We start from the raw sequence: 26,633 nt of genomic DNA, 5'->3' as shown, positions 1-26,633 counted from the left end.
TGGAATGAGGCGGTGGACTTGCTGCGAGTGCGGGGCGAAACACCACCGCGACGTGAACGCAGCCAAGAACATCGCCGCGCGCGGGCATGCGCGTCTCGCAGGAGGAATCCCCGTCCTTTAGGGCGGGGAGGATGTCAAAGATCTGCCCTCTCTGTCAGCGTGGCGCGGCGACGAAGCGCAGCTGCGTGCCGCCATTGGCCGCGATGATCCACTCGTTGTTGTCGGCGCTCACCGACGCGTTGCCCGACTGCACGAACGGCGTGCCGAACTTGCTGCGCGGCAGCACCCAGGTCTGGTCCTTCAGCGAGCTTGGGTGGCTGGCGGTGAAGGTGGTCAGGCCGCTGGCGGTGGTGGCACTCCAGATGGTCGCCAGACGCTGCTGCGAGAACGCGGCCAGTTGGCCCATCGTGTACCAGCGGAACTGGCCGAAGAGCTGCAGCAGATCCGCGCGTGCCAGCATCGGCTGCAGCGCCGGCAGGTGGCCGCGGGCACCCGGCGGGTGGTTGTAGAACATCCGGTTCGTGCGGTGGTTGATGACGAAGTCCTGCAGATCGATCAGCCACTGGCCCGAGGTGGTATCCGGGACGCCGAACAGGTCGAACTCCTCGAAGGTGGCGTACTTGCCCAGCGGCACGATCGGGTAGCTCCACAGCGCCTTCGACAGCCGGTTGCCCGCCCGCCACGAGCGCACGCCCGGCGCGCCCGTGTCGCCGACGAAGTACATGCTGTTGACGCCGCGGTTCTCCAGCCAGTTCACCGCCCAGGTCGGGTTGTTGCCGACGGGGGCCGAGTACTCGCGGATCTTCTTGCCGGTGGTGCGCTCGATGGCCGCGAAGTTCAGCTCCAGCCAGGGCTGGTAGGTGGCCTGGTTGGTCTCGTTGGCGCCGAGGCCGTAGAGGTCGTGGTTCCAGCCGCCGTGCGAGCCGAGTTCATGCTGCACCGGCAGCTTGCCCGCCCAGGCGCCGAGGTTGCCCAGGCGCCGCACCAGGTCCTGCGACTTCGTGTTGGTGTCCAGGAACATGCCGTTGTTGTCGCCCAGGGTGACGACGTCGTGGCCGGCCGTGAAGTGGATCGAGAACGGCCCGCGCTTGAGCACCGAGGTGCTGTCGAGCAGGTACTTCACGTCCGACAGCAGGTCGTCGCCGTCGTCCACGTGCCAGTTGTAGATCAGCCCGCCCTTGCCGCGCGGCTGCATCGACATCTTCGGCAGGCCGACGTGCTCGGTGGCGAACAGGTTCATGAAGCCGTGCAGCGGGGCGCTGTCGGTGCCGATGGCCTTGAAGTAGCCCAGCGGCAGGTTCACGAACATCACCTTGCCGCTGCCGGTCGGGCGCACGCCGGCCACCAGCCCGTGGTCGGGCGAGGACAGGTAGACATTGCCGGGGAAGCTGCCCTGGGTGACGTAGCTGAAGTAGTCGATCGTGCCGTAGCCATAGCCGCTGATGGCGTTGAGCTGCGTGTCGGCGGCGGTGGTGGTGCCGCTGATGTTGACGGTCGAGCTGCCCTGCAGCACGGTCTTCAGCAGCGTGCTGTAGTTGGCGACGACGTCGCTGAACAGCTGCTTCGTGGCCGGCGAGGCGGTCGGGACCTTGGCGGTGATCGTGACCGGGGTGCCGGTCACCGCCAGGGGGTTGCTGTTCAGGCCCAGCAGGTTGCGCACCGTCTGGTCGCGCAGGCGGCGCACGTTGGCCGAACCTTCGTCCACACCGCGCATCGCGCGTGCCTCGATGGCCGGGCGCATGTGCCTGGTGCCCCCCGCATCGGCGGGCGACGCCGGCACGAAGGTGGCCGCTGCCGCCGTTCCGGCCACGCTGGTGACGGCGCCCCAGGGCGCGTACTTGCCCGGTGGGAGCGACAGGCTGTCCAGCCGCGCCCGCGTGCCCACCACCGGGCCGAAGCCGACCACGCGGTCGCGCAGCGCCTCGTACATCACGTAGTCCACGCCGACCAGGTCCGAGAAGCGCGACTTGACCGGTGCGTAGACAGCGTTGTCAGTCAGGGCGCCCGCGTCATAGACCAGCATCAGCTTGCCGCCGAGGTTGGCGTACTGCTTGACGGCGGCGACCACCGCGTCGCTGGCCTGGATGTGGGCGCTGTCCGGCACGACCAGGCCGGCGATGTTGGCCGCCGACGTGGTGCCGAGCGCCAGGAACTGCGCGTCGGTCATCGTCTGCAGCCGGTAGCCTTCTTCCTGCGCGGTGTCGGTCCAGACCTTGACCTGCCAGCTCGCCAGGTCGGCGTTGTCGGGCACGAGCAGCACGAGGCTGTCCTTGATGGGCGCGGCGTGGGCGCCCGCGGCGAGGGCGGTCAGTCCGGCCAGCACCAGTGCGCCGGCGAGGCGTTGCAAGGGATGTCGGTTCATGTGGGCTCCTGAGGGGTGTCGTTGTGGCGGGGTCGTTGTGGCGGGTCGTTGGCGATCCGGGGAATCAACGCTCTGCGGCGGTGAACTTCAGGGACGTGCCGCTGGTGGCCGTGACGACCCAGTCGGTGGTGTCCGAGGTGACCACGCCCCGGCCGGCGCTGATCAGCGGAGCGGCGTAGCGCGCCTTCGGCAGCAGCCAGGTCAGGTCGGTCAGGGAACTCGGGTGGGTGACGGTGAAGGTCGAGAACCCGAGGTTGCTGGTGGCGTTCCAGGTGGTGGCCAGGCGGCGCTCGCTGAACTGGGCGAGCTGCGTCATCGTGTACCAGCGGAACTTGCCGGCGGCCTGCAGCGTGTCCGCCTTGTTCAGCAGCGGCGTGATGGCCGGCAGGTGGCCGCGCGCGCCGGGCGGGTGGTTGTAGAACATGCGGTTGGTGCGCTTGTTCACCACGAAGGTCTGCAGGTCGAGCAGCCACTGGCCGGACGCCGCGTCAGGAACACCGAAGTCCTCGAACTCCTCGAAGGTGCCGTACTTCTCGAATGGCGACAGCGGGAAGCTCCACAGCGACTTCGTCAACCGGTTGCCGGCCCGCCAGGACCGGATCGCACCGGCGCCGGTGTCGCCCACGAAGTACATGCCGGTGATGCCACGGGTTTCCAGCCAGTTGACGGCCCAGGTCGGGTTGTTGCCCTGCGGCGCCGAGTACTCGGTGGTCTTCTTGCCGTACTGCCGTTCGACCGCAGCGAAGTTCAGCTCCAGCCAGGGCTGGTAGATGGCCTGGTTGGTCTCGGTGGCGCCCAGGCCGTAGAGGTCGTGGTTCCAGCCGCCGTGCGAGGCCAGTTCATGCCCGACCGCCAGCGACTTGAGGCGCTTGAACTGTGTCTGGGACACGGTACTGGTGTCCAGGCGCATGCCCAGCCCGTCGCCGATGGCCACCGTGTCCGGGCCGGCCGTGAAGTGGATCGAGAACGGGCCGCGCTTGAACACCGAGGTCGTGTCGAGCAGGAACCTGGCGTCGGCGGTCAGGTCGTCGCCATCGTCGATGTGCCAGTTGTAGACCAGCCCGCCCACGCCCTTGGGCTGCACCGACATGGTCGGCATCTGCACGTGCTGGCGCGCGAACAGGTTGAGGAAACCGTGCAGCGGGGCGCTGTCGGTGCCGATGGCCTTGAAGTAGCCCAGCGGCAGGTTCACGAACAGCACATTGCCGCTGCCGACCGGGCGGCTGCCGGCGACCAGGCCGTGGTCGGGAGAACTCAGGTAGGGCGTGCCAGCGTAGGTGCCCTGCGTCACGAAAGTGAAGTAGTCGAGGTAACCGTAGCCGTAGCCGCTGATGGCCTTGGGCTGCGCGATCGTGACGGCGGCGGTTGACAAGGTGCCAGACGCTACTCGGGCGGTGCTGGACGTGACGGCCGTCGTGGTCGTGCCGGTGACCTTGGGCGCGAGCCTGACGCCGGTCGTGGTGGGCAGGCTGTTCAGGCCGAGCAGGTCGCGCACGGCCTGGGTGGTCAGCTTCTGGGCGGTGCGCACATTGCGCGAGCTTTCGTCGACGCCCTTGAGTGCACGGGCCTCGATGAAGCTGCGCATCGCCTTGGAGCCGACCGGGTCGGCGCTGGAGGTCTGCACGAACTGCGTGCTCGCGCTGGTGGTGCGCGCGATGGTGATCGGCGTCGACCAGGCCATCGACTTGCCGGGGGGCAGGCTCAGCGTGTCGAGCGTGGTGGCGTCGCCGACGACCGGGCCGAAGCCGACCATGCGGTCGAGCAAGGTGTCGTAGAGCGTGTAGTCGACGCCGGCCAGCGCCGAAAAGCGCGACTTGCCGGTGGCGTAGACGCCGCTGGACGTCAGGGCGCCCGCGTCATAGACGAGCATCAGCTTGCCGCCGAGGTTGGCGTACTGCGTCACGGCGGCCACCACGGCGTCGCTGGCCTGCTGGTGGGCGCTGTCGGGCAGGATCAGGCCGGCGATCTGCGCCGCGGCGCCGGTGCCGAGCGCCAGGAACTGGCTGTCGGTCATCGTCTTCAGCCGGATGCCTTCCTCGGCGGCCGAGTCGGTCCAGACCTTGACGGGCCAGTCGGCGAGGTTGGCGGTGTCGGGCACCAGCATCACCAGCGTGTCGCGGACGACCGCGCCATGGGCGACCGGCGAGAGCAGACCGAGGCCCAGCAGCAGCGAGGTGGTCAGGGCGCTGAAGATTCGGCGCTTGTGTTGCGGGGGCGTGTTCATTCGGGGCTCCTGAGGGTGGTTTTGTGAGGGAACGGGAAGGGGATCAGCCGGGGGTGGGCAGCGGGGCCTGCGGCGGCCCAGGTTCGGCCAGCCACAGCAACCAGAGCAGATCGCTGACCTGGAAGGGCCAGGCGAAGGGGGCTTGGGGCTTCAGCCAGGTGGCGCGTGCACGCGCCACCCAGTCCACGGCGGCCGCGGTGTCGCCGACACAATGCGCGGCCACCGCGGCGGCCGGCCACCAGAAGCCGGCCGGATCGACGTTTCTGGACTGCCAGGCGTTGTCGTTGGTGCGCCACTGGGCGGCGGCGCGCGGCCAGGCAGTGCGCGAGGCGCTGTAGCTGACGGGCTGGCTGGCCGAACTCCAGAGCAGCGGCCAGGCCTGCGCCATCGTGTCGGGGTACCAGCGGCTGGTCTGCGGGGAGGCCGCGTCCAGGCTGACCCGCCAGAGTCCGGCGCCGGTGTCCCAGAGCTGCTGCTCGACGCCGCTGCTGGCCCGCTGGGCGCGGTCGCGGCTCGTCTGCGCCGCCTGTGGCTGGGCCCAGACCCGCTCCTGCAGAGAGGCCAGCGCCCGCCAGCCGGCGGCCACCTCCACGGTGTCCATCAGGTAGGCGACCGGGTGGCTGCGCTTGGCCCAGCTCAGCCCGTTGGCCTGCTGCAGCCTGACCAGCGCGGTGGCGGCCCGCTCCAGCGCCAGGCGCACGGCCGGTTCACGCAGCAGGGCGGCGTCACCGCCGTTGTCCAGATACGCCTTGGCCATCAGGAAGACCGAGGCGATCGTGCTGTCGGTGGCGTCGATCTGGTTGCAGTGGCGGGCGTCGATGTCCGGCGGGCACATCGTCTCCTGCGAGCCGTCGGCCAGCACCCAGCGGTCGTACAGCACGCCCTGGTCCAGCCCGCGCAGCGGCAGGTGGCGCACCTGCCAGCGCAGCCAGTCGGCGGCCTCGGTGCGCAGGCTGGGGTCGACCCGCAGCGCCCCGATCAGCCCGAGGTTGCCCTCGTAGGCGGCGATGTGGTACCAGGGGCGCTTCTGGGCATCGACGTGGGCGGGGGCGAGCGCGCGGCGCACGGCCCCATGGCTGGGCTGGCTCGGTGCCCGCACGATGAGCTGGCGCATGGTCAGCACGGCCGCGTCGCGGAAGGCCGCGTCCACCAGCGCGCCTGGCGGGCACAGGCTGTCCATCGGCGGGGTGCTGGCGCTGACCTGGGCGCCGGCGGGTGCCAGCGAGAAGGACGCCACGACAGCGGCGGCAGACAGGCGCCACGTCAGGCGCCGCAGCCGGTTCAGGGGAGGCGATGGGGCTTGGTTGGACATGGGCTTTCAGGGGATGGGGGTGGGTTGCAGACGTGCGTTGGCCCAGCTCATGGCCCATCCGTAGATGGCCACGAAACCGATGATCGCCACCATCACGCCGAACAGGAGGTGCAGCAGCGGCATGGCGAGCAGGCCCCAGGCGTGCAGCACCAGGGCGTGCAGGGCCAGCAGCAGCGGCGCGAGCAGGAAGAGGTAGGCCCAGGTCAGCGCGGTCAGCGCGATCCGCTGTCCCCACGTCACGGCGAACAGGTAGTAGGTGCAGAGGTGGATCCACGGCGCCAGCAGCATCAGCGCCCAGCACTGCTGCAGGCCGTTGCCGATGTGCTCGTTGACCGAGTGCGGAAAGCTCGCCGGCCAGATCCAGAAGAACAGCACCGCGGCGCCGTGGATGATCGCGGCGAAGCGCAGCAGGTAGCAGCCGGGGCGCGCCACGTCGGGCAGCATCCCGGCCAGCCACCACACCGCCACCACGCCGATGGCGTTGAACATCAGCGTCGTGGTGGGCGGGGCGCTGACGAACAGCGTGACCACCGGGGTGGCGATCTGGAAGGGCAGGTGGCCGTGTTCCGTCACCGCCGTGAAGCGCCCGGACAGTTCCATGTGCGTGAGCCACCAGAGCAGCTCGGTCGACCACAGCGTGGCGATCGACTCGCGCAGCAGCACCATCACCGCCGTCAGCGCCAGGGCCAGCAGGACGGACCCGGCCAGCCGGTTTGGCGGCAGGTGCAGGCCCCAGATCGAGCGGTGCATCTGCACCCGCCCGCCGCGGGCGCCGCGCGGGGTGAGTTCGCCCAGCACGGCGTGGACCACCGAATGCTGGAAGTCAGGCCGGGCGGGGCGGGCGGATTTGCGGAACATGGACAAGGGCACTCCGTGGGGTCACAGCTGCAGGAACAGGCCGCCGCCGACCGTGGTGCGGCTGTAGCTCGGGTTCAGATAGCGCTCGGCGCGGAGCGACATGCCCCAGTCCGGCGCGAACCAGTAGCGCCAGTCGATGCTGAGCGACTGGCTGTCGAAATCGACCAGCTGCCCCCCCGCGCCAACGCTCTGGTAGGCCTCGCTGCCGCGGCTGGCGCGCAGGCTGAGGAACTGCAGGCCCTCCGTGCCCAGCGTCACCGCCAGGTAGGGCATCTGCGAGCGGACCTTGCCGGGGTAGCTGGTGTTGAAGGTGGCACCGCCCTCGAAGACGACGAAGTGGTTGAGGTAGTAGTTGGCCGAGACGCGCAGGCCGCGGTCGCTGCGGCCGGCGTCGAAGTTGGCCCGGTAGCCGCCCAGCGTGGTGACGAGCTGCTGCGACGCGCCCCACTTGCGCGAGACGGACGCGTCGATGCGGTTGCGCGCCCAGTTCGGGCCGCCCCAGCCGCGGCTCAGCGTGGCGCTGGCGAACCAGTCCGCGTCCAGGTTCCGCGTGGCGCCGACGGCAGCGATGCCCCCGTTGGCGTCGAACTTCCGCTCGGACAGCAGCTCGGCGTTGAGGACCGTGTCCTGCCCGAGGGCCCAGTTGCCGCGCAGATTGGTTGCGCGGCCGCTGGGCAGGTTGGCGTTGTAGCGGCTCTGCTGCTGCGTCAGCTCGATCTGGCCGCGGCGCTTTGCGGCGGCTTGGGGTGCCGGTGCAGCGGGCGCTGCTGGGGCGGCCATGGTGTCCCCCGCGGGGGCTACCGGTTCCGTGGCCGGCGCCGGTTCGGGTGCCTGCGCCTGGGCTGCGCCGGCCAGTGCCGTCAGCAGCAGGAGCAGCGCGGGCGTGTGTGCTGCCGCCATCTCAGACTCCCAGGTCGTGCTGCAGCACGTCGGCGATCTGCTGCGCCGTGGTGCCATCGCCGAAGGGGTTGACGGCGTCGCGCATGCGCTGCAGCGCCGCAGAGTCCTGCAGCAGGTGCGACACGGTCTGCACGATGCGCTGGCGGTCGGTGCCGACGATGACGCCGGCGCCGGCGTCGATCAGCTCGGGCCGCTCCGTCGTGTTGCGCAGCACCAGCACCGGGCAGGACAGCGCCGCGCCTTCCTCCTGGATGCCGCCCGAGTCGGTCAGCGCCAGCACGCTGTGGTGCAGGCACCAGAGCAGCGCCGGGTATTCCAGCGGCGCGCACAGCGTCAGCCGACCCTCCAGGCGGCGCGCCTTCTCGCCCAGCGCGGCCTGCACCGCGTCGCTCACGGCCGGGTTGCCGTGCACCGGCCAGACCACGGCCAGGTCCGGGTGCGCGTCCAGCAGGTCCGCCACGGCACGGGCGATGTTGTCGATGCCGTCGCCCCAGTTCTCGCGGCGGTGGGCGGTGACGGTGACCAGGCGCCACTGGCGGTGCGCCAGGCCTTCGCGCAGCAGGTCGAGTTCGGGCGGCAGCACGGTGTGGCCCTGGTGGATCAGCGACTCGACCCGCGCCGTGCCGGCCAGTGCGGCGTCGACGGCGGTGTTGCCGACGGTGTGGATGCCGGGCGGGCGCACGCCCTCGTTGCGCAGATTGCTGGCGGCCTTGGCGGTCGGTGCGAAGTGCCAGTGCGCCAGGCGGGCCGTCAGCTCGCGGTTCATTTCCTCGGGGAAGGGCTCGCGGTGGTTGAAGGTGCGCAGGCCGGCTTCGACATGGCCGATCGGCACGCCCTGGTAGAAGGCGGCCTGCGCCGAGGCCAGCGTGCTGGTGGTGTCGCCGTGGACCAGCACGGCGCGCGGCTGCACCTGCTCGAACACGGTGGACAGGCCTTCCAGCAGCAGCGCGTTCAGGTGCGAGAGCTGGCCGTTGCGGCGCTCCAGCGTGACCTCGTGCTCCGGCGCGATGCCGAAGAATTCGTACAGCGGCTGTGCCATCTCGCGGTGCTGGCCGGTGTGGACCCAGGCCACGGGCAGGCCGCGGCGGCGCAGTTCGCTGTGGACAGGCGCCATCTTGATGATTTCAGGACGGGTGCCGACGGAGATGAGGATGGGTCGTTGCATGGCAGTGGTGCTCGGGTGCAGGTCGTGAAATGGGTGGTCAGGAGGGCGATCGGGGGCTGCGAGGCTCCAGGGGCAGGTGCAGGCGCAGTCCCGTGCCGGGGCCGGCGACGACGCGCCACTGGCCGTCGACCTCGTCGACCACGGCCGCGCCGCTGCTGACCGTCGGCTGGGCGTAGCGGCTGCGCGGCAGCAGCCAGGTCATGCCGTCGAGCGACTCGGGGTGGTGGGCTTCAAGTTGCTGGCTGGGCTGGCTGGCGCTCTGGCTGGAGTCCGTGACCGTCCAGCGCACACGCAGGCGCTGGTTGGCGAAGGCGCTGTACTGGGCCATCGTCATCCAGCGCAGGCGGCCCTGGTCGGCGAGTTCCTTGCCGTTGTCCAGCCAGCGCTGGAAGGCCTGCGGGTACATCACCAGCCCGAACGGGTGGAAATACACCAGCCGCACCGTCCGGTGGTCGGCGCAGAAGCGGTTCACGTCGGTCAGCCAGGCGGCGACCTCGATCTCCGGCATCTGGTCGGCCTTGGCTTCCTCGAACGAGGCATAGACGCCGAAGTTCAGCACCGGGTAGGACCAGATGTCCGGCAGCGGCCGCACGCCGTCCTGGTAGCTGCGGGTCGGCGCCATGCCGGTGTTGCCGGTGAAGTAGTAGGAGCGGATGTCGCGCTTGCGCAGCCAGGCCGTGATCCAGGCCGGGTGGTTGCCCACCGGGGCCGAGTACTCGCGCACCGGCCGGCCGCCGACCTCGAGCAGCAGCGCCGAGTTGCGCTCGATCAGCGAGGCGACCACCTCGCGGTCGAGCTTGTCGGCCCGCGAGCCGAACCAGTTGTGGATCCAGCCGCCGTGGCTGCCGATCTCGTGGCCGGCCGTGCCCAGGCGGCGCACCCAGTCCTTTGCCTGGACGTTGTTGGCCAGGTCCATGCCCTTGCCGTCGCCTTCCTCGTTGACGTCCGGGCCGGCGGTGAAGTGGATCGAGTAGGGGCCTTGCTTGAACGCGCCCATCTCGGCCGCCCGCTCCAGCGCGGGCAGCGCCTTGCGGTCGTCGATGTGCCAGTTCATCACCACGGCGCCGCGGCCCTGCGGCATGGGCGAGAGCTGCGGTGCCCCCACCACGCGCTCGGCGAAGTACTGCAGGAAGCTGTGCAGCAGCAGGCCGTCCGTGCGCACCTTGAGCTGCGTCAGCGGCAGGTTGACGAAGAGCACCTGCCCGGCGCCGAAGCGGTGCAGCCCGGCCACCAGGCTGCCGTCGGGGGCGTTCATCAGCCGGGTGCCGTCGTAGTTGCCGCGGGTGATGAAGGTCGGGTACTTCAGCTCGCCATAGACATAGCCGGCGATCGACAGCGGCTCGTCCGGGCCGGGTGCCGGCTGCGCGCTGGTCTGCGGACGGCCTTCGGCGCCGCGCACCAGCTTGCCGGGCGGAATGCCCAGCGCCTGCACCTGATCGGGCACCACCCAGGCTGGCGCGTCGCGCAGCATCCCGGTCTTCAGCTCGCCATACAGCCCGTAGCCCACGCCCGCGAGGTCCGACAGCCGCGAGCGTTCCTCGCGGTAGCGCCCGTCGATGTCCGACAGCCCGGCGTCGTGCACCAGCATCAGCGTGTCGCCGGCCCGCACCCGCTCGCGCAGGTTGCCGATCAGCACGTCGCTCATGCGGCGGTGCAGGGTGTCGGGCAGGATGTAGGCAGTGCCCTGGGCCTGGCGACCGCTGCGCATCACCTGCGAGGCGGTCTCGGTGTCGAGGTTGATGCCGAGTTCCCCGGCGGCGTCCTGCCAGGCCTGGACCTGGACAGGGTCGTTCAGATCGGCGTCCGGCAGCAGCAGGATGATCTTCTGCACGTTGTCGGGCAGCCGGTCGCTGTGGACCTGCCACCAGGTGCCGGCAGCGGCGCCGATCAGCACCAGTGCCATCAGCCCCTGGCGCCACGATCCGGCGAGGCGGGTGAACAGACCGGCGCTCATGCGGCAGCCCTCCCCGGCAGCGCCGGCAGGTGCGGCAGATCGGCGAGATGCTCGTCGAGATCGACGTCGGCGCCGATCTGCAGCGAGCCCACCGCGTCGCCGCTGGCGCCCGCCCAGACGGTGCCGTGCACGACGACCCCCAGCGCGATCTCGATGCGCGGCGCGCAGACCGTGGCGTGCCGCTCGGGTGTGCCGATGGTGCAGCCCGGGCCGAGCACGACCGCCGTTTCCGACATCACCGAGCCGCCCACCGTGCTGCCGGCACCGACCAGCACATCGCCTTGCGCGACCACGCTGCCGTCCACCTGCACGCCGGCGCCCAGGCCCAGATCGCCGTAGGCCTTCAGGCTGCCGCGGGCATGGCAGCGCGCGCCCAGTTCCAGATCGCCCTGGCAGACCAGGTCCCCGCCCCATTGGCGCAGCGGCGGGATCTTCAGATCCTCGTTCGCCAGACCGCGGCCGGAGACCTCGTTCCAGCGCACCGCGGCACCCAGGCCGGACTCGTCCATCGGGTCGAGGTCCTCGTCCTGCGGGCCGCCAATGGTGAGCAGGCGCTGGCCGGACCAGACCGTGCCGTGCACCACGACCCCCTTGCCGATCTCGACCCGCGGCGCGCGCACGGTCGCATGCGCGCCGGGCACGCCGACCACGCAGCCGGCACCGAGCACGACCAGCGTCTCGGACACGATCGAGGACCGCACCTCCGCCCCCGCCGCCAGATAGATTTCTCCCGGCGCGACCAGCCCGCCGTGGATGCGGCAGCCAGCGCCGATGTTCAGCGAGCCGGCGCGGAGGCTGCCTTCGGCCTCGCAGCCTTCGCCGAGCGAGAGGTGGCTGTCGGCGTTGAGGTCACCGCGCCAGCGGCGCAGCGGCGGCACGTGCAGCAGCCCCGGCACCCGGCCGGTGCCGGTGACCGCGTCCCACAGCACGCCTTCCGACGCGCCGATCGACCAGCGGCCGTCCGGCGGAATCATCCAGTCGGCCGGCACCTGGCCGGTGAAGCGGATGGCGGGCGCGTGCAGCAGCGAGAAGCTCACCTCGCGCCCGACCATCAGCACCTGGGTGGCGCTGATGCGGGCGGGCAGCTGGCAGTGGTCGCCGATGGCCATGCTGCGGGCGTGGGCCCAGCGGATGATCCGGCTGCGCGGCGTCAGCGTCAGCTGCGCTTCGCTCAGCAGGGCGCGGTAGGTGTGTCCGGCGGCGGAGCGCATGGCCCCGCGGGCGGACATCTCCGCCAGGCAGTGCAGCCGCTCGGGCAGCACGCAGTCGCCGTCGGTGTGCCAGATGCGCCGGGTGCGCCCGGTGCGGATCTCCTGGGCGTTGAGCGGCCAGGGCGCATGGATGGCGTTGGCGGGCAGGTGGACCAGTGGCACACCGCCCAGCTCGATCAGGCCTTTCTCCAGCGCCGGCCCGATCAGGCCGGTGAAGCGGCGGGCGAGGTACTCGGGTTCCAGCGCGTCGGTCTCGTCGATGGGCAGCGGCGTCACGTCCGTCGGCTTGCGCCATTCGCGGAACGCCGGCACCAGCGGCAGCAGCATGGCGAGCAGGGTGAGCGCGATCAGCAGCAGGGCGGCCTTCATGCCTGGGCTCCCGGCTTCGGTGCCGCAGTCCGGTAGCGGATGGTCTTGTCCCACTGGAACTTGGGCGCGCCGATGCGGTCGAGCACCATCTGCTCCAGCGCGCCGCGGGCGATGGCCACCGCGCTGACGATGAAGCCCAGCCAGTTGAACGCCAGCAGCCGGATGCGGTTGTGCGAGCGGTCCATGTGGGTTGCCGCGGCGATTTCGAAGAACGCGGCGAAGTTGCCCAGGGCGCCGTGTGTCATGAAGGCCATCAGCATCAGCGCCGGCGCGATCCACTGCACCGACACCGTGAAGTACAGCAGCAGGCTCACCACCCAGCCGATGATCAGCACCGGCGCCATGATGTAGACGCCCAGCAGCAGCGCGCCGTCGATGCGCTCGCGCCAGCTCAGGTCCGACTGGCGCAGCAGCGCGATGGTGTGGCGCCACATGGCCTGGTTGTGGCCCTTGGCCCAGCGCTTGATCTGGCGCGTGCGCACGGACCAGTTCTGCGGCACCTCCTCGTAGCACTCGGCGCGGTTCTGGTAGATCGTTTTCCAGCTGCCCAGCAGCAGGCGGTAGGTGAGGTCGGTGTCCTCGGCCAGCACGTCGTCGTGCCAGCCGCCGACCGAATGCAGTGCCGACAGCCGGATGCCGCCCACCGTGCCGCCGTACTGCGGCACCAGCCCCAGGTTCATGCGCGCCTGCTGGTCCACCTGGTAGCCGCCGGAGCGCTCCAGGTCGAGCAGGCGGGTCAGCAGGTTGGCGCCACAGTTCTGCGGGACCACCCGGCCCATCACCGCGCCCACCTCCGGGTCGAAGAAGGGTGCCATCAGCCGGCGGATCAGGCCGCGCGAGGGCAGGTAGTCCGCGTCGAAGACGATGATGAAGTCGGTGTCCACCGTCTCGGTCGCATCCTTCAGCGCCGCGGCCTTGCCCGCCTTGCCGTCCGTGCGGTGGAAGGGCCGGATGCGCCCCGGGTAACGGGTGACGACGTCGTCGATGATTTCCCGGGTGCGGTCCTTCGAGCGGTCATTCACCGGCACCACCAGCATGCGGTCGGCGGGGTAGTCCACGCTCATCAGGTTGACCAGGCAGTCCTCGATCACCGCCTCCTCGTTGTGCGCGGCCACGAAGATGGTCACGCGTGGCCAGTCGGCGCTGACGATGCTGGCGTAGGGGTGGCGCTGGTCGCCGAAGAGCCGGTTCAGCGAGAACCAGTAGTGGCGGAAGGTGTAGGCCGCCAGCAGCACGACGATGGTCATCATCACCACCACCAGGGTCCAGGCCCAGGCGGGGCCGAGCGGACTCTCCAGCGACACGCTCAGCATCGGCGCGCGCTCCGCGGCCTGGAGGCCCGTGGCCGACAGCAACAGGCCCGTGCCGATCGAACCACATCGGAACAGGGGGAGGAAACAGCGAGAGTGGGTGTGCAGCATGTGCAGTTCGGGGAGGTCGGTAGGGGGACAACCGGGTGTATCTAGTTGTTCTTTAGGTGTCTATTTGTAAGAATAACCGGAAGTGTGTGACTTTTTGTGTGATTTAGACCCCCTCTTAAGGTCTGGTTCGTGTGGGAGATGCCTCCTCCCGCAGGCGAAAAATGCACACACCCGCCAGCCTGGTGGGCCCGCGGGCCAGATTGACAATCGCGGATGCCGTCGAGGAGGGTGATGAAAGACGCGCTGGAGCGACCGCGAAATCGAGGACGCCCGGACTTCAGGTTTCACCGACACTGCCGATGTCTCGGTACCACGGGGTTTAGAAGCGGAAGCACAAGCACTTGATCGACAGAGCAGCCAGACAGGAGGGGTATGGCCTACCCAGCGACGCCCGGACGAGCCGGTGGCTGGCGCGCGGGCTGGTCGTGCTGGGATGCCTGGTCACGCTGGTGGCCTGGAACATGGTGGCGGGCCGCCTGGCGCAGGACGCGCAGGTGCGCTTCACTGCGTTCGGAGAGGCGCGGGAGCTGCTGTTCGACCGCCATGTGAAGCGCCTGGTCGACGTGGCCCGCAGTTTCCAGGGCCTGTTCCTGTCCAGCGACGAGGTGTCGCGCGCCGAGTTCGGGACCCATTACGACATCCTGCAGGTGCGCCAAAACCTGCCGGAGGTGGTCTCCGTGCACCTGGACCATTGGGACGCTGCGAGCCGCCGGCTCTCGACGGTCTATCGCCAGCCGGTGGACAGCGACACGCACGCCGATCCCCTGGTCGATGCCGACCGCGCCCAGTGGATCGAACTGGCGCGCGATAACAATGTCAGCACGTTGACGCCACCACACCGGCTGCCCGAAGGATTCGAGGGCATCGACATCGGTGTGCCGGTCTACCGGCAGACGGGTGGCGGGGGCGATCCTGGTGCGGTCGCGCTGCGGCGTGCGCGCTACCTGGGCCAGGTGAATGTCTCTGTCGATCTGGGCCGCCTGATTGCCAATGTGATGCCCGAAGGGGTCACGCTGCCCTACCGGGTGAAGCTCAGCGACATCGGGACGACCGAAGGTGTCTCCGGACAGCCGGAGATCGTCATGTTCGAAAGAGGGGGCCATGGCCCCCTGGCGGCGCTGAGGTGGCTTGATGCCCTGCGCGGACCGGCGCTGGACCGGCGCTATGTGATCGAGGTGGGGCAGCGGCTGTGGATGCTGTCCCTGCGCCAGGAGCCGGTCCTGTACCTGCTGCGGTCCGAGGCGCTGCTGGTGCTGCTGTCCGGCGCGCTGGGCACGCTGGTGCTGGCGATGACGCTGCACCAGATGCAGCGCCGGGCAGACCGTTCCGCCGCGCTCGTGCACGCCATGGACCGGCAGGCCGCATTCGACGGGGCCCGTCTGCGCGGGGTGATCGACCAGAGCAACGAAGGCATCATCACCTTCGACGCCGACGGCCGCGTGCTGGCCGCCAACCCCGCCGCGCATGGCATGTTCCAGCGCCGGGTGCTCTGCGGGCTGCTGCTGTCCGAGCTGATCGATCCGGCGGACCGGCCCGCCCTGCGGGACTACCTGCACGGACTGGGCGATGCGGCTGCAGGCACGGGCGATGTCCGCATCGAGTTGCAGGCGCTCCGTGGGGACACGTCCATGTTTCCGCTGTCGCTCGCCTGCCGTCCGCTGGTCTCTGCGGTGCCGGGTGGGGAGTGGCTGGGCCTGCTGCGCGACCAGGGCGCCAGCCAGCGCGCGGCGGCGGCGATGCGCAAGCTGGCCCAGCACGACGCGCTCACCGGTCTGATCAACCGGGAGGCCTTCCAGAAGCGCCTGGTGCAGGCGCTGACCGAACTGCGTGCCCGTGCAGCCCAGGGGACCCCGGTGCCGCTGGCCATGATGATCATCGACCTGGACCGGTTCAAGAAGATCAACGAGACGCTGGGGCACCTGGTCGGCGACCGGGTGCTGCTCGAGATCGCTGCACGCCTGCGCGGGGCGCTGGACGACGAGACCGTGCTGGCACGCCTCGGTGGCGACGAGTTCGCGGTGATGCTGGTCGAGCCGGACGCCCCGGCGCACATCGAGGAACACGCCCGCCGCATCCTGCGGCTGCTGTCCGAGCCGCTGGAGGTCGATGGCCACCGGCTGCGGGTGAGCGGCAGCATCGGCATCACCAGCATCGGCGCCGGAGAAGACCTGCACGACGTCGACGGCGTCGCCCTGATGAGCCAGGCCGACTCGGCCATGTACGTCGCCAAGAACGCCGGTCGCAGCCAGTTGCATGTCCACCACCGCGAGGACCGCCAGATCTCGCCCGCGCAGCTCCAGCTCGAAGTCGACCTGCACCGCGCGCTGGAGCGCCAGGAGCTGGAGCTGTACTTCCAGCCCCAGTTCGACTGCCGGACCCGGGCGCTGGTCGGCGCCGAAGCCCTGCTGCGCTGGAACCACCACAGCCAGGGCATGGTCTCGCCGGCCGAGTTCATCCCCATGGCCGAGGAGTCGGGATTGATCGTGCCGATCGGCCGCTGGGTGCTCGACGAGGCCTGCCGCCACGCGCGCACCTGGCAGGCGGTGGCCGGACGTCCCCTGTCCGTGGCCGTGAACCTGGCGAGCCGGCAGATGGTGGACGACGACATCGTCAGTGCCGTCCAGGAGTCGCTGGCGCGGCATGCGCTGCCGGCCGCGCTGCTGGAGCTGGAGATCACCGAGAGTTCCGCCGTGACCGACGCCGTGCAGGCCCGTGGCCTGCTGAACCGGCTGGCCGATCTGGGCGTGGGCGTGTCGATCGACGATTTCGGGGTGGGCTATTCCAGCCTGTCCTACCTGCGCGACCTGCCGGTGCAGCGGTTCAAGATCGACCGCTCCTTCCTGGTCAACGTGCCGCACGATGCCGGCAGCTCGCGCCTGGTGACGGCGATGATTTCCATGGCCAGGAGCCTGGAAGTCGGCCTCGTCGCCGAAGGAGTGGAGACCCAGGAGCAGCTCGACTTTCTGGCCCAGCAGCAGTGCGATGTGGCACAGGGATTTCTGCTGGGGAAACCGCTCCCGGCCCCTGAATTCATGCGCCGTCTGCGCGATCAGTGGCTGAAGGTGTGAGCCAGCGGGGCTGATCGCGCATCAAGCCTGCGCGGCCTTGAAATGAATGAATACACGATGAAACAGGTCGGAAACCCCGCGAAACAGGGGGTTACGGCCGTGAATTAGTCAGTCATTGCGGGCGTTCCGTCCGCGGCGATCCCCGCGTTCAAGGGGTGAGCGGATGAAAGAATGCCGTGCGATCCCGTTACGGTTGGAACCAGTGGCAGACACTGATTTTCAACCATAAATAGCTCAAGGGCTGAGCCACGCAGCCTTGGGTAAACACGGGAACTGGTATGAACAACAAATTGATCGCGGCATTAATCGCCGCTTCGATCTCGGGGGCGGGGCAGGCTCAGACGCTGTACGCAGCGACGGTCACGCTGGACGGGGACTGGTATCTGCAGGCCGGCGAGGTGATGAACCAGTCCGACGCCGGGATATCGGTGACAGGAGTTACCTATTCGATGGGTGCGCCGGAGGACGGTGTCGGTGTATGGGAAGACTACCTGAGCGACGGGCGCCACGCGGACCGTCTGGCCGGCAGCAGCACCCACTACTCGACGCAGGTCTGGAACGGGCTGCAGCTGGCGAGCCAGTCCGTCTGGACCTTCGGTGGACTGGATCTGGACCGCATCGTGCATGCCTCGACCGGTCAGGTCGACAGCCAGAATCTGGATTTCGGCGGCGCGTCACTGCGCTACGCCTCGGTGATGCTGACGTTCAGCGACGGCTACTGCGCAGAGGCCCGTCTGGCTGCACTGGGCTGGGATGTGACCCAGGTGCTGCACATCGGTGATGTCGTCACGCCGGTGCCGGAGCCTGCGCAAGGCCTGATGCTGTTGTCCGGACTGGGCATGGTGCTGTTCGGCCGGCGCAAGGCCGGTCGAAAGGGTTGACCGGACAACGCCGGTCAGCACTCAGCCAGCGTTGACGGACTCGCCCGTTCCGGCTTGCGGAGGCGGGCCGCCTTCGGCCGGCGCTGAAGGATCGTTCGTGGCGTGACCATCGCTGTGACCGGGATTGGACTTGCGGTTGCGCTTCTCTTCCGTCTTCCGCTTCTTGGCGAGTTCGCGCTGACGTTTTTCGTAGGAATAGTTGGGTGTTGCCATGGCGTGCTCCTGAGCGTGGCGTGGACGAGGCATCTCCCGCAGATCACCCGGCGCAGTCTCGGCGTCGCGATCCGTGGTCGGAACGCGGTGTCGACCGGTTGGCCGGCCTCGCGCGAGATGCCGAAAAGTGGCTCGCAGCATAAGGCATCCCCGCCGCCGCGCTCCAGCGGTGCGCAGCGCACGGACACCGCCGCATGGGCCGGATTCCCCCGGCGGGTGCACCTTGTTTGTGCGATCGGCGTCATTGGGCTGGTTTTGCCATCAATAGGCACCTGTTTGGTGCTGTTTGGCTTCATTTATTTGTGATGCGTTCACGCCATGTCATGCAAATTGCCACGCTTCAGGATTACCCTTGAGCGCTTTGACACGCCCATCGCGCGCCTGCGGGCCCGACACTGCACATGACCTTCCTGAACGCCCCCCATTCTTCAGACCTTGCCACGGACAGCGCCGAGGCTGCACCGCACATCGCTGGCGCCCACGGCTATCGCCTGGATGGTGACCAGATCACGCTCTGGGCGGAGGTGGCGGGTGGGCCTGCCGAGGTGTCGCTGGCGCTGTGGGCGCAGCCGGCCGAGACCACCGACACGGCGTCGCGCATCCTCGTCGCGCAGATCCGCTGCCGCTTGCACGGCGCCGGCGTGGTCCTGGTCGAGGGCGAGGTGCCCGCCGCCGTGCCGTCCGGTCAAGCCGACTGGCAGATGGTGCTGACGCTGTCGGCACCGGACGCCGCCGGGCAGGTGGTGGAGCGGGACGCCCGCGTCTTCGCGATGACGCAGTCCTTCCTGCAGCCGACACTGGTGGTGGACGGGCCGCTGGTGGCCCGCCCAGTGGTGGTCGGACTGCAGATCGATTCGGTCGCCGTCACCAATCCGCGTCCGGCGGACAACCTGAGTGGCAGCCTGTGCCTGGAGTTGTGGGCGCTGGCCGAGGCCTACACCGGCGGGACCTTTGCCGGGCAGTGCCTCGGCACCATCCCCGTCGGGCAACTTGGTGGGCAGTCGGGCTGCGACTGCTTGGGCGAAACCTGGGCCGTACCCGCCGATGCAGCGGCGGTGCTCGTGCTGATGCTGCGCGAATGGACGCAGGACGGACTGCTGACACGCGATCACCGCGTGGTGACGCTGGCCGTGGAGGAGGTGCCTGCCCCTGCACCTGCACCCGAGCCTGCACCCGCAAAGGTGGCGGCTCCGGTCCCTGCGCCAGCGCCAGTCGTCAAGCCCAAGGCCCGTCCCTCGCACCTGCTGAATGTCAACCTAGCGACCGAAGAGCAGCTCGTGGCCATCGACGGCCTCAACCGCGCGCTGGCCAAGGCGGTGGTCGCCGCGCGCCCGTTTGCGTCGATGGACGACCTGCTCGACATCAAGGGTGTCGGCGACAAGCGTCTGGCGCGGATGCGCCGCCACCTCGGCGTCTGAGGCCGCGCGGCGGCGGGCCGGTGTGGCGGGTGCCCGCCGGTTCGGAAGGTGAATTCATTTCGTGCTGGCGGTGCGGGCCTCGACCGAAGACAATCGAGGGTTGATTTCTTCACGCATCGAGAGTCCTGCCTTGGCCGCCACCCTGACCGCCCCCGCCATGCCCCGCGCGCCCAAAGCCCTGGACGGCTACCGTCCGTACTGGGCCAAACGGTTTGGTGTGGCCAAGTTCCTGCCGATGAGCCGCGCCGAGATGGAGCAGCTCGGCTGGGATTCCTGCGACATCGTGCTGGTGACCGGCGACGCCTATGTCGACCACCCCAGCTTCGGCATGGCCGTGATCGGCCGGATGCTGGAGGCGCAGGGCTTCCGCGTCGGCATCATCGCCCAGCCCGACTGGCAGAGCGCCGACCCCTTCAAGGCGCTCGGCAAACCGAACCTGTTCTTCGGCGTCACCGCCGGCAACATGGATTCGATGATCAACCGCTACACCGCGGACCGCAAGATCCGCAGCGACGACGCCTACACGCCCGGCGGCCTCGGCGGGAAACGGCCCGACCGCAGCTCGCTGGTCTACGCCCAACGCTGCCGGGAAGCGTGGAACGACGTGCCGATCGTGCTCGGCGGCATCGAGGCCTCGCTGCGCCGCATCGCGCACTACGACTACTGGCAGGACAAGGTCCGCCGCTCGATCCTGGTCGACTCCAAGGCCGATCTGCTGCTCTACGGCAACGCCGAGCGCGCCATCGTCGAGATCGCCCACCGCCTGGCCGCGCGCGAGCCGGTCGAGCAGATCACCGATGTGCGCGGCACCGCTTTCATGCGCCGCACCAACGACCCGAGCGCCGAGGGCTGGTTCGAACTGGATTCGAGCGACGTCGACCTGCCCGGCCGCATCGACTCGCACATCAACCCGTACCAGACCACCTCCGAGCAGGCCGCCGAGCAGGGCACGACCTGCGCCAAGGAGGAGGGCGGCGACGCGGGGGCTGCTGCGCAGGGCGGCGTGCAGCCGATCCGCTTCATCCCGACGGCGCGCGCCACCGGCCGCCTGCAGATGCCGCCGCGCGAGCGCACCGTGATCCGCCTGCCGGCCTACGAGCAGGTCAAGAGCGACCAGGTGCTCTACGCCCACGCCAACCGCGTGCTGCACCTGGAGACCAACCCCGGCAACGCCCGCGCGCTGGTGCAGCGCCACGGCGAGCGCGACGCCTGGATCAACCCGCCACCGATCCCGCTCACCACGGAAGAGATGGACCTGGTGTTCGACCTGCCGTACGCCCGCAGCCCGCACCCGGCCTACGCCGACGAGCAGGGTGGCCACGACGGCACGACCAAGATTCCCGCGTGGGAAATGATCCGCTTCAGCGTCAACATCATGCGTGGCTGCTTCGGCGGCTGCACCTTCTGCTCGATCACCGAGCACGAGGGCCGCATCATCCAGAGCCGCTCCGAGGACTCGGTGATCCGCGAGATCGAGGACATCCGCGACCGCGTGAAGGGCTTCACCGGCGTCATCTCCGACCTGGGTGGCCCGACCGCGAACATGTACCGCATCGGCTGCAAGTCGCCGGAGATCGAGGCGGCCTGCCGCAAGCCGAGCTGCGTCTACCCCGGCATCTGCTCGAATCTGAACACCGACCACGACCCGCTGATCCAGATGTACCGCCGCGCGCGGGCGCTGCGCGGCGTCAAGAAGATCCTGATCGGCTCCGGGCTGCGCTACGACCTGGCGATCCGCTCGCCCGAGTACATCAAGGAGCTGGTCACGCACCACGTCGGCGGCTACCTGAAGATCGCCCCGGAGCACACCGAGGGCGGCCCGCTGTCCAAGATGATGAAGCCGGGCATCGGCACCTACGACCGCTTCAAGCAGCTGTTCGAGAAGTTCAGCGAAGAGGCGGGCAAGAAGCAGTTCCTGATCCCGTACTTCATCGCCGCCCACCCCGGCACCAGCGACGAGGACATGATGAACCTCGCCGTCTGGCTGAAGAAGAACGGCTTCCGCGCCGACCAGGTGCAGACCTTCTACCCCAGCCCGATGGCCACCGCGACGGCGATGTACCACTCCGGTTTCAACCCGCTCAAGGGGTTGAGCCGCGAGGCCGGGCGCGCCGAGAAGGTCGACATCGTGCGCGGGGACCGCCGCCGCCGCCTGCACAAGGCCTTCCTGCGCTACCACGACGCCAACAACTGGCCGCTGCTGCGCGAGGCGCTGAGCGAGATGGGCCGCGCCGACCTGATCGGCAACGGCAAGCACCACCTGATCCCGACCTACCAGCCCACCACCGACGGCAGCTACCAGAGCGCCCGGCGCAAGAACTCGACGCCGGTGGGCATCAAGACCTCGGTCGCCAAGCCGGCGGGCAAGGCGAAGATCGTGGTGCCGGGGGCGGGCCGCATCCTGACCCAGCACACCGGTCTGCCGCCGCGGGTCACTGGGTCGAAGGCGGCGCCCAAGAAGGGCCGCTGACGCCGCGGATCGGCGCCAGCGGACTAGGTTCAGCCCTTGACGAGCCCGTTCATCTGGACCACGTCGAAGTGGCTGCCCTTGACGGTTTTCAGCTCGGCGATCAGTCGGCTGTTGTTCCACCGGGCGTCGGGCACGCCGCTGAGGTAGTAGTTGCTGCCATGGTCGGCGACGAACATGCCGTAGGTCTTCAGCGCGGTCAGGATGGCCTTGGCCTCGTTGCTGAAGGTGGTCGGAATGACAAAGTTCGCCTTGAGCCGGAAGCGCGCCCCCATCGGCGGCAGGGCCGTGCTGATGTTGCTGGACGCCCAGTGGTTGGCCGGCGGCACATAGGCCTTGCGGGTCTTCGAGACGGTGAAACGCAGCGCATGGCGGATGCCGCCAGCCCCCTTGCTGGCTTCCTCGTAGCGGATCAGGCCGGGCAGGATCGGCAGACCCGCCGCGTCGGCGCTGGTCCAGCCGGGTTTGCCGCCCGGGCGGATCACCGTGCTGTCGAGCGCGAAGACGGCGCCGCAGTCGGCATTCCAGCTGCCGTCGGCCTGCGGGAAGGCGCGCTGGAGTTCGTAGAGCCGCTGGTTGTCGCGGTCGATGATGATCACGTGGCGGTCGCCGGCGCTGTTCGGACCGCCCTCGATCGGCGCGGTGCGGGGCACCGGGTAGGGCCCGGGATCGCTCTCGCTGCCATAGGCGGTGAAGCGGATGGCGACCTTGGCCTGCGTGCCCGAGACGACGGTGTACGGAATGCCGATCGGCCCGCCGTCCCAGGTGCCCGAGCCGAAGTCCGGGCGCAGGTTGGCGGTCAGGCCAATGCTGCTCAGGATGGAGGCCGACGCGGGATCGACCACGGCCAGGCTGATGTCGGTGTTGAAGGCGTGGCCCGCGGGGAACGCGACGGCGCCATTCAGGTTGGCGTTGTCGCCCAGGCTGGCGCCGCGGAAGTTGCCGTAGACCGGGGCGACCTGCGCGGCGGCGGTGGTCGGCCACAGGGCGGGGCCGGCACCCATGGCCGCCAGGGCCATCAGCATCTGGCGGCGGGGCAGATCGGGTGTCGCGGCGGTCGGGAGTGGGTGGTGTTTGTGCATGCCTTGCAGTCTGGACGGGTCTGGCGCAAGTGTCTGTGTGGTCTGGTCGGGCCCGGGTAATGGTGGTGTCAGAACCCCCACAATCCGCCCCTGAACGTTGCAGAGAGAGCCAAGAAGTGTTTTTCGCTTTAGAGAAATTCGAGCGTCTGGTCGATCCATTTCCGGCGGCCGAGATGTCCACGCCGCCCCGCGGATTCCTGCACTTCATGTGGAGCTGCACGGCCGGGGTGCGCCCCTACATCCTGGCCATGGCGCTGCTGACCGCGGGCACTGGCGCGTTCGAGGCCTACCTGTTCGGGGTGCTCGGCGACCTGGTCGACTGGCTGGGCCGCACGCCGCCGCAGCAGCTCTGGGCCGAACAGCGGGGCCGCCTGTTCGGGCTGGCCGCGCTGGTGATGGGCAGCACGGTGCTGGTGCTGCTGCAGACCATGTTCAAGCACCAGACGCTGGCCGGCAACTTCCCGATGCGCCTGCGCTGGAACTTCCACCGGCTGATGCTCGGCCAGAGCATGTCCTTCTACCAGGACGAGTTCGCCGGCCGGGTGGCGGCGAAGGTGATGCAGTCGGCCCTGGCGGTGCGCGACACGGCGATGATCACCTGTGACATCCTCGTCTTCGTGGTCATCTACTTCGTGACCATGACGGCGCTGGCCGGGCGACTGGACCTCTGGCTGCTGTGGCCGTTCGCGCTGTGGCTGGTGCTGTACGCGCTGTCGGTGCGCTTCTTCGTGCCGCGCCTGTCGCGCATCGGGCAGAAGCAGGCGGACGCGCGTTCGCTGATGACCGGGCGCATCTCGGACGCTTACACCAACATCGCCACCGTCAAGCTGTTCTCGCACGGCAGGCGCGAAGCTGGTTATGCCCGCAGCGCGATGGGCGAGTTCCTCGGCACGGTGCACGGGCAGATGCGCCTGGTCAGCGGCTTCGAGGTGGTCAACCACCTGCTGAGCATGGGCCTGATCGTGTCGACCGCGGGCGTGGCGCTGTGGCTGTGGATGCGCGGCGAGGTCGGCGTGGGCGCGCTGGCGGCGTCGACCGCGATGGCGCTGCGCCTGAACGGCATGTCGCACTGGGTGATGTGGGAGATGACCTCGCTGTTCGAGCACATCGGCACCGTGCAGGACGGCATGGGCACGCTCGCGCGCCCGCGCACCGTGGTCGACCGGCCGGATGCACCGCCGCTGGCCGTGCCGCGCGGCGAGATCGTGTTCGACAACGTCACCTTCTCCTACGACGCCTCCGGCCAGCACCGCCCGGTGATCGAGGGGCTGCAGCTGCGCATCCGCCCGGGCGAAAAGATTGGTGTGGTCGGGCGCTCTGGCGCCGGCAAGTCGACCATCGTCAACCTGCTGCTGCGCTTCTATGACGTGCAGGCGGGACGCATCGTGATCGACGGCCAGGACATCGCCCACGTCGCGCAGGACAGCCTGCGCGAGCACATCGGCATGGTGACGCAGGACACCTCGCTGCTGCACCGCTCGGTGCGCGACAACATCCTCTACGGCCGACCCGATGCGGGGGACGAGGCCATGGTCGATGCCGCAGCCCGGGCCGAGGCCACCGAATTCATCCGCACGCTGAGCGATCCGGCCGGCCGCCAGGGCTACGACGCGCATGTCGGTGAACGTGGGGTGAAGCTCTCCGGCGGGCAGCGCCAGCGCATCGCCATCGCCCGCGTGATGCTCAAGGACGCGCCCATCCTGCTGCTCGACGAGGCCACCAGCGCGCTCGATTCCGAGGTCGAGGCGGCCATCCAGGCCAGCCTGTACACGTTGATGGAGGGCAAGACGGTCGTGGCCATCGCCCACCGCCTGTCCACCATCGCCGCGATGGACCGGCTCATCGTGCTGGACCAGGGCCACATCGTCGAGCAGGGGGACCACCAGAGCCTGCTGGCGCAGGGCGGCTTGTATGCGCGGCTCTGGGCGCGGCAGAGCGGCGGGTTTCTGGGTGAAGAAGAAACTGAATGTAACGGTGAAAATTCACCTCTTTGATATTTCAATTGCCCATTCCCACTACAGTTCTCATTTGCGTGGCAAGGTGCGTCATTGCGGTGCCATCGAATGGGTACACTCGTCAAATTACCTGCCGTCGATTGAAGTCACATGGCTCTAGCCTCCCCGGGAAACTCACCCGCTGTGTTTGATCTGAAAAGCGCCACGCTCACGCTGGTCGCTCTGGTGGTGAAGTCTCCCCACTTGCCGGAACTGGCGGAACAACTCAAGGTCCGTCTGGGGCCATCGACCGAGTTTTTCAATCAGGATCCGGTGCTCATCGATCTGGCGCACATTCAGGATTCTCCGGGCGAGATCGATTTTCGCGGCCTGGTCGAACTCCTGCGCAGCTACAGCATGGTGCCGGTGGCCGTTCGTGGTGGCTCGCCGGCCCAGATGAGCGCCGCGCAGGCGGTCGGACTGTGCGAGGTGCCACCACAGGAAGGGCCTCCGCCCGCGCGGGCGTCGGCGGCGGCGCCGCCCGTCGTGTCGCACGCGTCCTCGATCATGGTGATCGACCGGCCGCTGCGCTCCGGACAGCAGGTCTACGCCAAGGGCTCGGACCTGGTCATCCTCGCGCTGGTCAACCATGGCGCGGAAGTGATCGCGGACGGCAGCATCCATGTCTATGCCCCGCTGCGTGGCAAGGCAATTGCCGGCGCGACCGGGGACGTGAATGCGCGGATATTCAGCACCTGCCTGGAGCCGGAATTGATCTCCATTGCGGGGATATACCAGACCACCGATCCGCCGCTGCCTCAGGAAGTGCGCGGAAAACCTGCCCAGGTTCGGCTGGATGGGGACACCCTGATCATCGAACCCATCAAGGCCTGACGCGTGCGCGGCATTTCCCAGATGGGTGTTTCCCCCAAGTCGGCAAATAACAAACAAGTCAACAGAAAGGACCTCGACGGATGGCCAAGATCATTGTGGTGACCTCCGGGAAGGGGGGCGTCGGCAAAACCACCACCAGCGCCAGCTTTGCTTCAGGACTGGCACTTCGGGGACACAAGACGGTTGTCATCGATTTCGATGTCGGCCTGCGCAATCTCGACCTCATCATGGGCTGCGAGCGCCGCGTGGTGTATGACCTCATCAACGTCATCAACAGCGAAGTGCATCTGCAGCAGGCCCTGATCAAGGACAAGCACTGCGAGAACCTCTTCGTGCTGGCGGCTTCCCAGACGCGCGACAAGGAAGCGCTGAACAAGGAAGGCGTCGGCCGGGTGTTCCAGGAACTCGCCGAGATGGGCTTCGAGTTCATCGTCTGCGATTCGCCGGCCGGCATCGAGACCGGCGCGATGATGGCGATGCACTACGCCGACGAGGCGCTGGTGGTGACGAACCCGGAAGTCTCGTCCGTGCGGGACTCGGACCGCATCCTGGGCATGCTCAGCTCCAAGACCCTGCGCGCCATCGAAGGCCGCGAGCCCGTCAAGGAGCACCTGCTCATCACCCGCTACAACCCGAGCCGGGTGCAGGGCGGCGAGATGCTGTCGATCGAGGACATCCACGAGATCCTGCGCATCAAGCTGATCGGCGTGATCCCGGAATCGGAAGTGGTGCTGCAGGCGTCGAACCAGGGTGTGCCGGTGATCCACATGGCCGGGACGGATGCCGCGGAAGCCTACAAGGACGTGGTGGAGCGGTTCCTTGGCGAAGAGAAGCCGATGCGTTTCATCGAACTGGTGAAGCCGGGTTTCTTCAAGCGGTTGTTTGGCGCGAGGTGACCCC

18 protein-coding genes are annotated in these 26,633 nt (G+C 68.8%); 7 read left to right on the top strand and 11 right to left on the bottom strand.

What is annotated here, in order from left to right:
• Window positions 1–154 precede the first annotated feature (154 nt).
• From AABN02_RS06950 to AABN02_RS06910, 9 genes are all read right to left on the bottom strand, one after another.
• On the bottom strand, window positions 155–2,362 hold the full coding sequence (locus AABN02_RS06950) for a hypothetical protein (protein ID WP_338414189.1): 2,208 nt from the start codon (window positions 2,360–2,362) through the stop codon (window positions 155–157).
• Window positions 2,363–2,426: 64 nt separating this feature from the next.
• Window positions 2,427–4,586, bottom strand: coding sequence for a hypothetical protein (locus AABN02_RS06945; RefSeq protein ID WP_338414188.1), 2,160 nt, complete (start codon window positions 4,584–4,586; stop codon window positions 2,427–2,429).
• Between the two features lie 43 nt (window positions 4,587–4,629).
• Window positions 4,630–5,898, bottom strand: coding sequence for a hypothetical protein (locus AABN02_RS06940; protein ID WP_338414187.1), 1,269 nt, complete (start codon window positions 5,896–5,898; stop codon window positions 4,630–4,632).
• Window positions 5,899–5,904: 6 nt separating this feature from the next.
• Window positions 5,905–6,756 (bottom strand): hypothetical protein, encoded by an 852-nt coding sequence (locus AABN02_RS06935; protein ID WP_338414186.1) that lies wholly within the window; start codon window positions 6,754–6,756, stop codon window positions 5,905–5,907.
• 21 nt (window positions 6,757–6,777) lie between these two features.
• Window positions 6,778–7,656, bottom strand: a complete 879-nt coding sequence (locus tag AABN02_RS06930) for a YaiO family outer membrane beta-barrel protein (protein ID WP_338414185.1) — start codon at window positions 7,654–7,656, stop codon at window positions 6,778–6,780.
• A 1-nt stretch (window position 7,657) separates the two neighbouring features.
• Window positions 7,658–8,821: a UDP-N-acetylglucosamine 2-epimerase (non-hydrolyzing) gene (wecB, locus tag AABN02_RS06925; RefSeq protein ID WP_338414184.1), complete on the bottom strand. Its 1,164-nt coding sequence runs from the start codon at window positions 8,819–8,821 to the stop codon at window positions 7,658–7,660.
• Window positions 8,822–8,858: 37 nt separating this feature from the next.
• Window positions 8,859–10,775 (bottom strand): polysaccharide deacetylase family protein, encoded by a 1,917-nt coding sequence (locus AABN02_RS06920; RefSeq protein ID WP_338414183.1) that lies wholly within the window; start codon window positions 10,773–10,775, stop codon window positions 8,859–8,861.
• Complete coding sequence (locus AABN02_RS06915; protein WP_338414182.1) at window positions 10,772–12,355, bottom strand: hypothetical protein; 1,584 nt, start codon at window positions 12,353–12,355, stop codon at window positions 10,772–10,774. The genes AABN02_RS06920 and AABN02_RS06915 overlap by 4 nt, the downstream gene beginning before the upstream one ends.
• Window positions 12,352–13,776 (bottom strand): glycosyltransferase family 2 protein, encoded by a 1,425-nt coding sequence (locus AABN02_RS06910; protein WP_338414181.1) that lies wholly within the window; start codon window positions 13,774–13,776, stop codon window positions 12,352–12,354. Before AABN02_RS06910 ends, AABN02_RS06915 begins: the two co-directional genes overlap by 4 nt.
• 341 nt (window positions 13,777–14,117) lie before the next feature.
• Between AABN02_RS06910 and AABN02_RS06905 the strand changes: the two genes are divergently transcribed.
• Together AABN02_RS06905 and AABN02_RS06900 are read left to right on the top strand one after the other, a co-directional pair.
• A complete protein-coding gene (locus tag AABN02_RS06905; protein ID WP_338414180.1) occupies window positions 14,118–16,844 on the top strand; it encodes an EAL domain-containing protein in 2,727 nt (908 codons plus the stop codon).
• A 278-nt stretch (window positions 16,845–17,122) separates the two neighbouring features.
• Complete coding sequence (locus AABN02_RS06900) at window positions 17,123–17,725, top strand: PEP-CTERM sorting domain-containing protein (protein ID WP_338414179.1); 603 nt, start codon at window positions 17,123–17,125, stop codon at window positions 17,723–17,725.
• A gap of 21 nt (window positions 17,726–17,746) precedes the next feature.
• On the opposite strand, the gene AABN02_RS06895 is transcribed toward AABN02_RS06900, so the two are convergent.
• A complete protein-coding gene (locus AABN02_RS06895) occupies window positions 17,747–17,938 on the bottom strand; it encodes a hypothetical protein (protein WP_338414178.1) in 192 nt (63 codons plus the stop codon).
• A gap of 401 nt (window positions 17,939–18,339) precedes the next feature.
• On the opposite strand from AABN02_RS06895, the gene AABN02_RS06890 reads away from it, so the two are divergent.
• The gene (locus AABN02_RS06890) at window positions 18,340–19,356 is read left to right on the top strand and encodes a helix-hairpin-helix domain-containing protein (protein ID WP_338414177.1); all 1,017 of its coding nucleotides are present in this window, start codon (window positions 18,340–18,342) and stop codon (window positions 19,354–19,356) included.
• A gap of 157 nt (window positions 19,357–19,513) precedes the next feature.
• A complete protein-coding gene (locus AABN02_RS06885) occupies window positions 19,514–21,826 on the top strand; it encodes a YgiQ family radical SAM protein (protein WP_338414196.1) in 2,313 nt (770 codons plus the stop codon).
• A 29-nt stretch (window positions 21,827–21,855) separates the two neighbouring features.
• Here AABN02_RS06885 and AABN02_RS06880 read toward each other — a convergent pair whose 3' ends face one another.
• Window positions 21,856–22,905, bottom strand: a complete 1,050-nt coding sequence (locus AABN02_RS06880; RefSeq protein WP_338414176.1) for a hypothetical protein — start codon at window positions 22,903–22,905, stop codon at window positions 21,856–21,858.
• 173 nt (window positions 22,906–23,078) lie between these two features.
• On the opposite strand from AABN02_RS06880, the gene AABN02_RS06875 reads away from it, so the two are divergent.
• The 3 genes from AABN02_RS06875 (at window position 23,079) to minD (ending at window position 26,629) form a co-directional block, all read left to right on the top strand.
• A complete protein-coding gene (locus tag AABN02_RS06875) occupies window positions 23,079–24,899 on the top strand; it encodes an ABC transporter ATP-binding protein (protein WP_338414175.1) in 1,821 nt (606 codons plus the stop codon).
• A gap of 111 nt (window positions 24,900–25,010) precedes the next feature.
• Window positions 25,011–25,733, top strand: a complete 723-nt coding sequence (gene minC / locus AABN02_RS06870; RefSeq protein ID WP_338414174.1) for a septum site-determining protein MinC — start codon at window positions 25,011–25,013, stop codon at window positions 25,731–25,733.
• 80 nt (window positions 25,734–25,813) lie between these two features.
• The gene (minD, locus tag AABN02_RS06865) at window positions 25,814–26,629 is read left to right on the top strand and encodes a septum site-determining protein MinD (protein WP_338414173.1); all 816 of its coding nucleotides are present in this window, start codon (window positions 25,814–25,816) and stop codon (window positions 26,627–26,629) included.
• The last annotated feature ends 4 nt before the right edge of the window (window positions 26,630–26,633 follow it).

Origin of the sequence: uncultured Sphaerotilus sp., assembly GCF_963924895.1 — a bacterium.
Classification (GTDB): Bacteria; Pseudomonadota; Gammaproteobacteria; order Burkholderiales; family Burkholderiaceae_C; genus Sphaerotilus.
Note: the sequence above shows the minus strand (reverse complement) of the source record. Positions and strands in the feature narration are given on the sequence as shown.

Excerpts from the sequence above, each read along its gene's own strand:
- AABN02_RS06950 (WP_338414189.1), bottom strand. The coding sequence starts at position 2,362 with ATGAACCGACATCCCTTGCAACGCCTCGCCGGCGCACTGGTGCTGGCC.
- AABN02_RS06945 (WP_338414188.1), bottom strand. The coding sequence starts at position 4,586 with ATGAACACGCCCCCGCAACACAAGCGCCGAATCTTCAGCGCCCTGACC.
- AABN02_RS06940 (WP_338414187.1), bottom strand. The coding sequence starts at position 5,898 with ATGTCCAACCAAGCCCCATCGCCTCCCCTGAACCGGCTGCGGCGCCTG.
- AABN02_RS06935 (WP_338414186.1), bottom strand. The coding sequence starts at position 6,756 with ATGTTCCGCAAATCCGCCCGCCCCGCCCGGCCTGACTTCCAGCATTCG.
- AABN02_RS06930 (WP_338414185.1), bottom strand. The coding sequence starts at position 7,656 with ATGGCGGCAGCACACACGCCCGCGCTGCTCCTGCTGCTGACGGCACTG.
- wecB (WP_338414184.1), bottom strand. The coding sequence starts at position 8,821 with ATGCAACGACCCATCCTCATCTCCGTCGGCACCCGTCCTGAAATCATC.
- AABN02_RS06920 (WP_338414183.1), bottom strand. The coding sequence starts at position 10,775 with ATGAGCGCCGGTCTGTTCACCCGCCTCGCCGGATCGTGGCGCCAGGGG.
- AABN02_RS06915 (WP_338414182.1), bottom strand. The coding sequence starts at position 12,355 with ATGAAGGCCGCCCTGCTGCTGATCGCGCTCACCCTGCTCGCCATGCTG.
- AABN02_RS06910 (WP_338414181.1), bottom strand. The coding sequence starts at position 13,776 with ATGCTGCACACCCACTCTCGCTGTTTCCTCCCCCTGTTCCGATGTGGT.
- AABN02_RS06900 (WP_338414179.1), top strand. The coding sequence starts at position 17,123 with ATGAACAACAAATTGATCGCGGCATTAATCGCCGCTTCGATCTCGGGG.
- AABN02_RS06895 (WP_338414178.1), bottom strand. The coding sequence starts at position 17,938 with ATGGCAACACCCAACTATTCCTACGAAAAACGTCAGCGCGAACTCGCC.
- AABN02_RS06890 (WP_338414177.1), top strand. The coding sequence starts at position 18,340 with ATGACCTTCCTGAACGCCCCCCATTCTTCAGACCTTGCCACGGACAGC.
- AABN02_RS06885 (WP_338414196.1), top strand. The coding sequence starts at position 19,514 with ATGCCCCGCGCGCCCAAAGCCCTGGACGGCTACCGTCCGTACTGGGCC.
- AABN02_RS06880 (WP_338414176.1), bottom strand. The coding sequence starts at position 22,905 with ATGCACAAACACCACCCACTCCCGACCGCCGCGACACCCGATCTGCCC.
- AABN02_RS06875 (WP_338414175.1), top strand. The coding sequence starts at position 23,079 with ATGTCCACGCCGCCCCGCGGATTCCTGCACTTCATGTGGAGCTGCACG.
- minC (WP_338414174.1), top strand. The coding sequence starts at position 25,011 with ATGGCTCTAGCCTCCCCGGGAAACTCACCCGCTGTGTTTGATCTGAAA.
- minD (WP_338414173.1), top strand. The coding sequence starts at position 25,814 with ATGGCCAAGATCATTGTGGTGACCTCCGGGAAGGGGGGCGTCGGCAAA.